This is a genomic window from Streptomyces sp. NPDC088812 (assembly GCF_044750285.1).
In the GTDB taxonomy this organism is placed as follows: Bacteria; Actinomycetota; Actinomycetes; order Streptomycetales; family Streptomycetaceae; genus Streptomyces.
Window position 1 is genome coordinate 147,190 of the sequence record NZ_JBIVJP010000018.1, and the last position, 6,968, is coordinate 154,157.

A 6,968-nucleotide genomic window follows, 5' to 3' on the forward strand; every position below is an offset into this window, starting at 1 on the left:
CCACCCGTGCCCGCTGTTCATCCCCCTTCCACCCGCCGTGCACGGCGGGGGCGGGCGATGTCAGGGCGGCGTGGTCTCATGGAGACATGATCGACGACAAGGAAACCATCGACGAGTTTCTCGCCCGCCACTCGGCCGACGTGGAGGAGGCGGTCCGCAAGGCCGCCGCGACCGAGATCATGCCCCGCTTCCGGCAGCTCGCCACGCACGAGGTCGACCAGAAGAGCGGCCCCCACGACCTGGTCACGGACGCCGACCGCAACGCCGAGCGGTACCTCACCGAGGTGCTCGCCGCCCTGCTGCCCGGCTCGGTCGTCGTCGGCGAGGAGGCGGTGCACGCCAACCCCGTGACGTACGAGGCGCTCCACGGTGACGCCCCGGTCTGGATCGTCGACCCGGTCGACGGCACCCGGCAGTTCGTGCACGGCGACGACGGCTTCTGCACGCTGGTCGCGCTCGCCCGGCACGGCGTCGTGCTCGCCTCGTGGACGTACGCCGCGGCCCGCGACCGGCTCGCCACGGCCGTGCGCGGCGCGGGTGCCTTCCTGGACGGCGAGCGGTTGTTCGCCGGGCCCCCGGCCCCCGGACGCGATCTGACGGTCGCCACCTCCCACCCCGACTTCACCACCGACGAGCAGAAGCACGCCCTGCTCGGCCTGCGGACGGCCGGCGTCGCCCCCCGCCCCTGCGGATCGGCGGGCCTCGAGTACCTGGCCGTCGCCCGGGGCGAGCTGGACGCCACGGCGTTCTCCTGGGAAGCGGCCTGGGACCACGCGGCCGGCATCCTCCTGGTCGAGGAGGCGGGCGGCGCCCACCTCACCCTCACCGGCGAACCGTTCCGGATCACCGGCGGCAACAGCCTGCCGTTCACGGCGGCCCGGGACGCGGCGACGGCGCGACGGGTCACGGCCCTGCTGTCGGGGACGGGGGCACGTTCCTGACGGTGCCGGGCCTACGGGCCTCGGGCCCCTCGGGCCCCCGGGCCCCGGGCCCTGGACCTCCGGGCCGCGCTGCCCCCGGCTCCCGGGCCCCGGCCGCCGGCTCCTGGCTCTCGGGTCCCGGCCGCCGGCTCCCGGCTCCTGGCTCTCGGGTCCCGGCCGCCGGCTCCCGGCTCCCGGCTCCTGGCTCTCGGGTCCCGGCCGCCGGCTCCCGGCTCCTGGCTCTCGGGTCCCGGCCGCCGGCTCCCGGCTCCTGGCTCTCGGGTCCCGGCCGCCGGCTCCCGGCTCCTGGCTCTCGGGCCCCGGCCGCCGGCCCTCGGACCCCGGCCCTCGGACCTCGGTCCCCGGCCCTCGGACCCCGGCCCCCGGCTCTCGGCCCTCGGACCCCGGCCCCCGGCCTCCTCGGCCCCCGGCCTCCTCCGCCCCGGCCCCGAGCCTCCCTCGGGTTCCCAGGCCTCGGCCTCCCGGCGCCCCCCCCGGCCTCCCCTCGGGCCCCCGGAAACAACACGGCCCGGTCTGCCGGGCATCAACGGCGGCCCGAGCGGACCGGGCGGCCCAGGCCGCCCGGGCGCCCGGATGAGCCCCCGGCGGCCCGAACCCCCCGGCGCCGCAGGCGCTGTCGTACCTCCGGCATATCCTGGCCCCGGAGGCCACCGGCTGACGAAGGGGTCCGAAGTGCCGATGCTTGACGTGGCAGTGGTGGGGGCGGGGCCGAACGGCCTGACCGCCGCCGTGGAGCTGGCCCGGCGAGGATTCTCCGTCGCCCTCTTCGAGGCCCGGGACACCGTCGGCGGGGGAGCCCGCACCGAGGAGCTCACCCTCCCCGGGTTCCGCCACGACCCGTGTTCCGCCGCGCACCCCCTCGGTATCAACTCGCCCGCCTTCCGCGCCCTGCCCCTGGAGCGCTACGGCCTGGAGTGGCTCCACTCCGACCTGGCGATGGCGCACCCCTTCCCCGACGGCACGGCCGCCGTGCTGTCCCGCTCGGTCTCCGAGACGGCGGCCTCCTTCGGACCGCGCGACGCGGGCGCCTACCGCAGGCTCGTCGAGCCGTTCCTGGCGCGGTGGGACACGCTCGTCCGGGACTTCATGTCCCTGCCGCTGACCGCGCTGCCCCGCGATCCGGTGACCCTGGCCCGGTTCGGGCTCGCCGGGCTGCCCCCGTCCACCTGGCTGACCCGCCGCTTCCGCGACGAACCCGCCAAGGCGCTCTTCGCCGGTCTCGTCGCCCACATCATGGCCCCCCTGGGCGGCCTCGCCACCGGCGCCGTCGGCCTGGTCTTCGCCCTCGCCGGGCACGCCCGCGGCTGGCCGGTGCCCCGCGGCGGCTCCCAGGCCATCTCCGACGCCCTCGCCGGCCTCCTGAAGGACCTCGGCGGCGCCCTCCACACCGACTACGAGGTCAAGCGACTCGACGACCTCCCCCCGGCCCGCGCCTACGTCTTCGACACCTCGCCCACCGCCCTCGCCCGCATCGCCGGCCTCGGCCGCTTCTACGACGGCTACCGGTACGGCCCCGGCGTGTTCAAGATCGACTACGCGCTGGACGGACCCGTCCCCTGGACCGCGCCGGAGGCGCGCGCCGCCACCACGGTCCAGATCGGCGCGGACAGCGCGGAGATCGGCGCCGCCCTGCGCGCCGCCTCCAGGGAGGGACGCGCACCGGAGCGCCCCTTCATGATCACGGTGCAGCCCGGTGTCGTCGACCCCACCCGCGCCCCGGCCGGCAAGCAGGTCTTCTGGGCCTACGCCCACGTCCCCAACGGCTGGACCGGTGACCTCACCGACGTCATGGAACGCCAACTGGAGCGGTTCGCCCCGGGCTTCCGCGACCTCGTCCTCGCCCGCGCGACCGCCGGCCCCGCCGAACTCGCCGCCCGCAACGCCAACTACGTCGGCGGGGACATCGGCTCCGGCGCCGCCTCGGGCCTCCAGCTCCTGCTGCGCCCCCGGCTGTCCCTGTTCCCCTACTCCACGCCCCACCCGGCCGTGTTCATCTGCTCCTCGGCCACCCCGCCCGGCCCCGGCGTCCACGGCATGTCCGGCCACAACGCGGCGAAGGCCGTCTGGCGGCGGCTGCGCCGACAGGCGTAGCCTCCGGTCCCCCGGCGCCGCGCACCGACAGAGAGGCAGCCCTGCATGACCACGATCACGCTCGTCCGGGGCGACATCACCGCCCAGTCCGTGGACGCCGTCGTCAACGCCGCCAACTCCTCGCTGCTCGGCGGCAGCGGGGTCGACGGCGCCATCCACCGGCGCGGCGGCCCCGCGATCCTCGAGGAGTGCCGCACGCTCCGCGCCTCCTCCTACGGCCGCGGTCTGCCCACCGGCCAGGCGGTCGCCACCACGGCCGGTGCGCTGGACGCGCGCTGGGTCATCCACACCGTCGGCCCGGTGTACGGGGCCGACGACGCCGGTCCCGCGCTGCTCGCCTCCTGCCACCGCGAGTCGCTCCGCGTGGCGGACGAACTGGGCGCGCGGACGGTCGCCTTCCCGGCCATCTCCACCGGCGTCTACGGCTGGCCGATGGAGGACGCCGCCCGCATCGCGGTCACGACCGTGCGCGCGACGGAGACGGCGGTCGAGGAGGTCAGGTTCGTCCTCTTCGACGAGCGGGCGTACGCGGCGTTCGCCGCGCAGACCGGCTGAGCCCGCGGCCCGCGGGCCCGGTGTCCCGGTGTCCTGCCGGAAGGCCGCCGGACATCGGATTCCGGCGGCCCGGCGGCCCGGCGGCCCGGCGACCGGCTACCCGGACCCTTCCGGGCTCGGGGGCGGCCCGTCCGTCACCGGGCGACGGTCAGGGTGAGCGCGCCCCGGTGTACGTGGAGCCCGGGGTGATGTCGGTGACGGTGCCGTCGAGCGGTCCCGGCGGAACGGCGCGCACGCGTCACGTCCCGCCGGGACGGCCTCAGGTCCGCGAGATCACGTTGAGCTGCCACTTCTGGTAGCCGCCGCCGTTGCAGGCCAGCGTGTAGGCCTCGTACGACCAGTTGCTGTCGAGGCAGAGGCTGGTGTCGACGGCGTTGCGCCGCGCGTCACCGTCCTTGACCCACTCGTCACCGGGAATCCGGCCGCACCAGTCCGACGTTTCCGTGAAGGCGTCACCTCCGCCCCACACGGCGCCCAGGCACCGGCCGGTGGCGACCTGGCGGATGGTGCCCGCGTACGTACCGGTGTAGGTGAACACCCACTGCTGGTACGGGTTGCTCTTGCTGGTGTCGCAGACCGACATGTACACGGAGCTGGCGGCGTTGCCGTCGAGGCACAGCCCGGTCTGCTTGTTCTGGTAGGTGCCCGTGACGCTGGTGTCGGCGGCGTGGGCCGGTGTGGCGGGCACGGCGAGGGCCAGCGCGCCGAGCAGGGCGGCCGCACCGGCCAGTCCGGCGCGGCCGCCGGCTCGGGCCGGCTTCCCGGCTGGCTTGGACAGTTTCATCTCGTACTCTCCGAAGAGTGGCGGCCGGGCGGGTGCAACCCGCTCCGGCAAGATCATTGCGTAGACAGCTACGAGGAGATCGGCGACTCGGTTCGGTGGACGCTTCCACTGTCGGTGTCAGGCGTGGATCCCCCGGTCCCGCAGCGCGTTCCCCAGGGCCCGCACGGCGTAGTACGTGCGGGATTTCACGGTGCCCTGGGCGATCCCGAGGACTTCGGACGTCTCGGCGACGCTGTGGCCCAGGAAGTACATGTGATGGAGGATCTGCCGCTGCTGGGCGGTCAGGTCGTGCAGCGCGTCCGTGACGACGTGCCGGGTCAGGACCCGCTCGGCCCCGTCGCCGACGGGGATGACGACATGGTCGAGGGGACAGGCGGTGACCGGCCGGACGAGGCTCGCCCGGCGTTCGTCGATCACCAGGTTCCGGACGACGGTGAACAGCCACGGGCGCAGGCCCCCGTCCTGCCGGCCGAGCACCCCGACGTGCCGCCAGGCCCGGACCGCGGCCTCCTGGAGTATGTCCTCGGCCCGGTCCCGGTCGCCGCCCAGCAGACGGGCCGCGAAGCGCGTGAGCACACCGCCGTACTCCTCGTAGATCATGCGGACGAAGGGTTCGCAGTCCGTGCCGGCGGGGGCGGCGGGCTCGGCGGGCGTCCGGCCCCGGAGGTGCCTCCAGGCGGGGGCGACGGACACGGGGCCGTCCTGCCGGACATCCGTGGCTTGCCTCATGGCGCTGTGACTCCCCGTTCTCCGCCGTGCTCTACGCGCGTCCGATCCGCCCGTCGCCGGTCGGCGGGGGCGTCGTCAGTGTCGGGGCGGCGCCTTGGCCGGTTCTTGCCGCCGCCTTGCCGCGGGACGGTGAACCGCCTGGGGCCGTGGCTCGTGGAGACAGTGCCGGGTGCCGCTCCCCGGGCCTGGTGCAGGCCGACGGCAGCCGGAGGAAAGGATGATCGTGCGCAAGTCGAGTTCCGTCCTGGCGGCCGTCGCCGCCCTGGGCGCTCTCACCGCGGCCGTGCCGACCGCCCACGCCGTGGACTTCCCCTCCCAGGCCCACACCTTCCGGAACCTCAGCACCGGCACGTGCATGGGGGAGTCCGGCAAGCAGCTCCGTCTGTACGACTGCTACGGCACCGACCCGATCACCTGGCAGATCCGCGAGACGACCAGCGGCGACATGTTCAGGAACACCGCCAGCACCTCCTGCCTGGACTCCGACGGCACCAATGTCTACCTCTCCGACTGCAACACCTCGGACCTCGGACAGCGGTGGTACATCCGCGACTGCGGCGCCGGCGTGTTCAGCAGGCTGGCCGAGGAACGCGGTCTCGGCAGCTACCTGACCGGCTGGAACGCCGGCACGGTCTCCGTCACCGACTACACCGGGAACAAGTCCTCCTGGCACACCAGCGGCTGGACCTGCGAACAGGGCTGAGCGACGTGGGACACGGCCCGGCGGCCCGGCCCGGCCCGGCCCGGTACGACCGCCCGCCGGGCCGGCCGGCGTCCTGCCCCGAACGAGCACAAGTGAGCGCCGAATGAGCAGGGTTCGGTCTGTCGACCGGACACCTCTGTGCGTGAGGGTGGCACCGAAGCTAGAGAGGTGCCTCCGTGGAATTTCGGTTGCTGGGCCCTCTGGAAGTGCAGCGAGGCGCAGAGGTGCTCGACCTGGGGCCGCCCAAACGGCGTGCCCTGCTCCTGCGGCTGCTTCTGGAGAACGGCCACACCGTTGGTGTCGAACGACTCTGTGACGATCTGTGGGACGGCCGCCCACCCGCCGGTGCCATGTCCTCGGTGCACGCGCACGTCAGCAGGCTGCGTGCCGTGCTCGAGCCCGGCCGGGCGCGCCGGGAGCCGGCCGAGGTGCTCCGCAGCGTCCCCACCGGTTACGCCCTGCGCCTGCCTCCCGAGGCGCTGGACTCGGTGCGGTTCGAGCGGGCCGTGCAGCACGCGCACGCGCTCGCGGCCCGTGGCCGCGCCGGTGAGGCCCTCCGGGAGACCGAGGGGGCGCTCGGCATGTGGCGCGGCACCCCGCTCGTGGACGCCTGCCGCCACCGGTTCGCCGAGGGCGAGGCCGGCCGGCTCGAAGGGCTGAAGCTGTCCGCCGAGGAACTGCGCACCACCTTGCTGCTCCAGGAGGGCCGGACCGCTCAGGCGATCATCGCCGCGGAGCGGCTCATCGAACGCGATCCCCTGCGGGAGGCGTCATGGGCCGTGCTCATGCGGGCGCTGTACCTCGCGGGGCGGCACGCGGAAGCACTGCGACGGTACGAGACGGTACGCGCCCTGCTCGCCCACGACCTCGGCCTCGAACCGGGGCCCACATTGCGCGAGACCCAGCTGGCCGTACTCCGGCACGACACGGCGAGGCTGCGACCGTCGGCCCCGCCCGGCGCGCCCCCGGCCCTCGGCGCGCCCGCGGCAGCGCCCGCGGCAGCGCCTGCGGCTCCTGGCGCGCCTGCGGCTCCGGCGGTGTTTGCGGCGCCGGGTGTGCCTGCGGCCTCCGCCGTGCCTGCGGCCTCCGCCGTGCCTGCGGCCTCCGCCGTGCCTGCGGCCTCCGCCGTGCCTGCGGCCTCCGCCGTGCCTGCGGCCTCCGCCGA

The 6,968-nt window shown here is 75.1% G+C and carries 7 protein-coding genes; 5 read left to right on the forward strand and 2 right to left on the reverse strand.

Annotation, left to right across the window (positions count from 1 at the left end):
- The first annotated feature begins 86 nt into the window (after positions 1–86).
- The 3 genes from ACIP67_RS28930 (at position 87) to ACIP67_RS28940 (ending at position 3,587) form a co-directional block, all read left to right on the forward strand.
- Complete coding sequence (locus ACIP67_RS28930) at positions 87–941, forward strand: inositol monophosphatase family protein (RefSeq protein ID WP_401695794.1); 855 nt, start codon at positions 87–89, stop codon at positions 939–941.
- A gap of 678 nt (positions 942–1,619) precedes the next feature.
- Positions 1,620–3,032 carry a phytoene desaturase family protein gene (locus ACIP67_RS28935; protein WP_401695795.1) on the forward strand — a complete coding sequence of 471 codons (1,413 nt, stop codon included), beginning with the start codon at positions 1,620–1,622 and terminating at the stop codon, positions 3,030–3,032.
- 45 nt (positions 3,033–3,077) lie between these two features.
- Positions 3,078–3,587, forward strand: a complete 510-nt coding sequence (locus ACIP67_RS28940; protein ID WP_401695796.1) for an O-acetyl-ADP-ribose deacetylase — start codon at positions 3,078–3,080, stop codon at positions 3,585–3,587.
- Between the two features lie 259 nt (positions 3,588–3,846).
- Here ACIP67_RS28940 and ACIP67_RS28945 read toward each other — a convergent pair whose 3' ends face one another.
- Both ACIP67_RS28945 and ACIP67_RS28950 read right to left on the reverse strand, forming a co-directional pair.
- The gene (locus ACIP67_RS28945) at positions 3,847–4,371 is read right to left on the reverse strand and encodes an RICIN domain-containing protein (protein ID WP_401695797.1); all 525 of its coding nucleotides are present in this window, start codon (positions 4,369–4,371) and stop codon (positions 3,847–3,849) included.
- Between the two features lie 117 nt (positions 4,372–4,488).
- Positions 4,489–5,100 (reverse strand): sigma-70 family RNA polymerase sigma factor, encoded by a 612-nt coding sequence (locus tag ACIP67_RS28950; RefSeq protein ID WP_401695798.1) that lies wholly within the window; start codon positions 5,098–5,100, stop codon positions 4,489–4,491.
- A 223-nt stretch (positions 5,101–5,323) separates the two neighbouring features.
- Between ACIP67_RS28950 and ACIP67_RS28955 the strand changes: the two genes are divergently transcribed.
- Both ACIP67_RS28955 and ACIP67_RS28960 read left to right on the forward strand, forming a co-directional pair.
- On the forward strand, positions 5,324–5,803 hold the full coding sequence (locus ACIP67_RS28955) for an RICIN domain-containing protein (protein ID WP_401695799.1): 480 nt from the start codon (positions 5,324–5,326) through the stop codon (positions 5,801–5,803).
- A 206-nt stretch (positions 5,804–6,009) separates the two neighbouring features.
- Positions 6,010–6,968 (forward strand): BTAD domain-containing putative transcriptional regulator (locus tag ACIP67_RS28960; protein ID WP_401695800.1); only part of this gene is annotated, 959 nt, incomplete at its 3' end.

Bases quoted from the DNA above. Each gene is read 5' to 3' on its own strand.
- ACIP67_RS28950 (WP_401695798.1), bottom strand. From the start codon at position 5,100: ATGAGGCAAGCCACGGATGTCCGGCAGGACGGCCCCGTGTCCGTCGCC.
- ACIP67_RS28940 (WP_401695796.1), top strand. From the start codon at position 3,078: ATGACCACGATCACGCTCGTCCGGGGCGACATCACCGCCCAGTCCGTG.
- ACIP67_RS28935 (WP_401695795.1), top strand. From the start codon at position 1,620: ATGCTTGACGTGGCAGTGGTGGGGGCGGGGCCGAACGGCCTGACCGCC.
- ACIP67_RS28945 (WP_401695797.1), bottom strand. From the start codon at position 4,371: ATGAAACTGTCCAAGCCAGCCGGGAAGCCGGCCCGAGCCGGCGGCCGC.
- ACIP67_RS28930 (WP_401695794.1), top strand. From the start codon at position 87: ATGATCGACGACAAGGAAACCATCGACGAGTTTCTCGCCCGCCACTCG.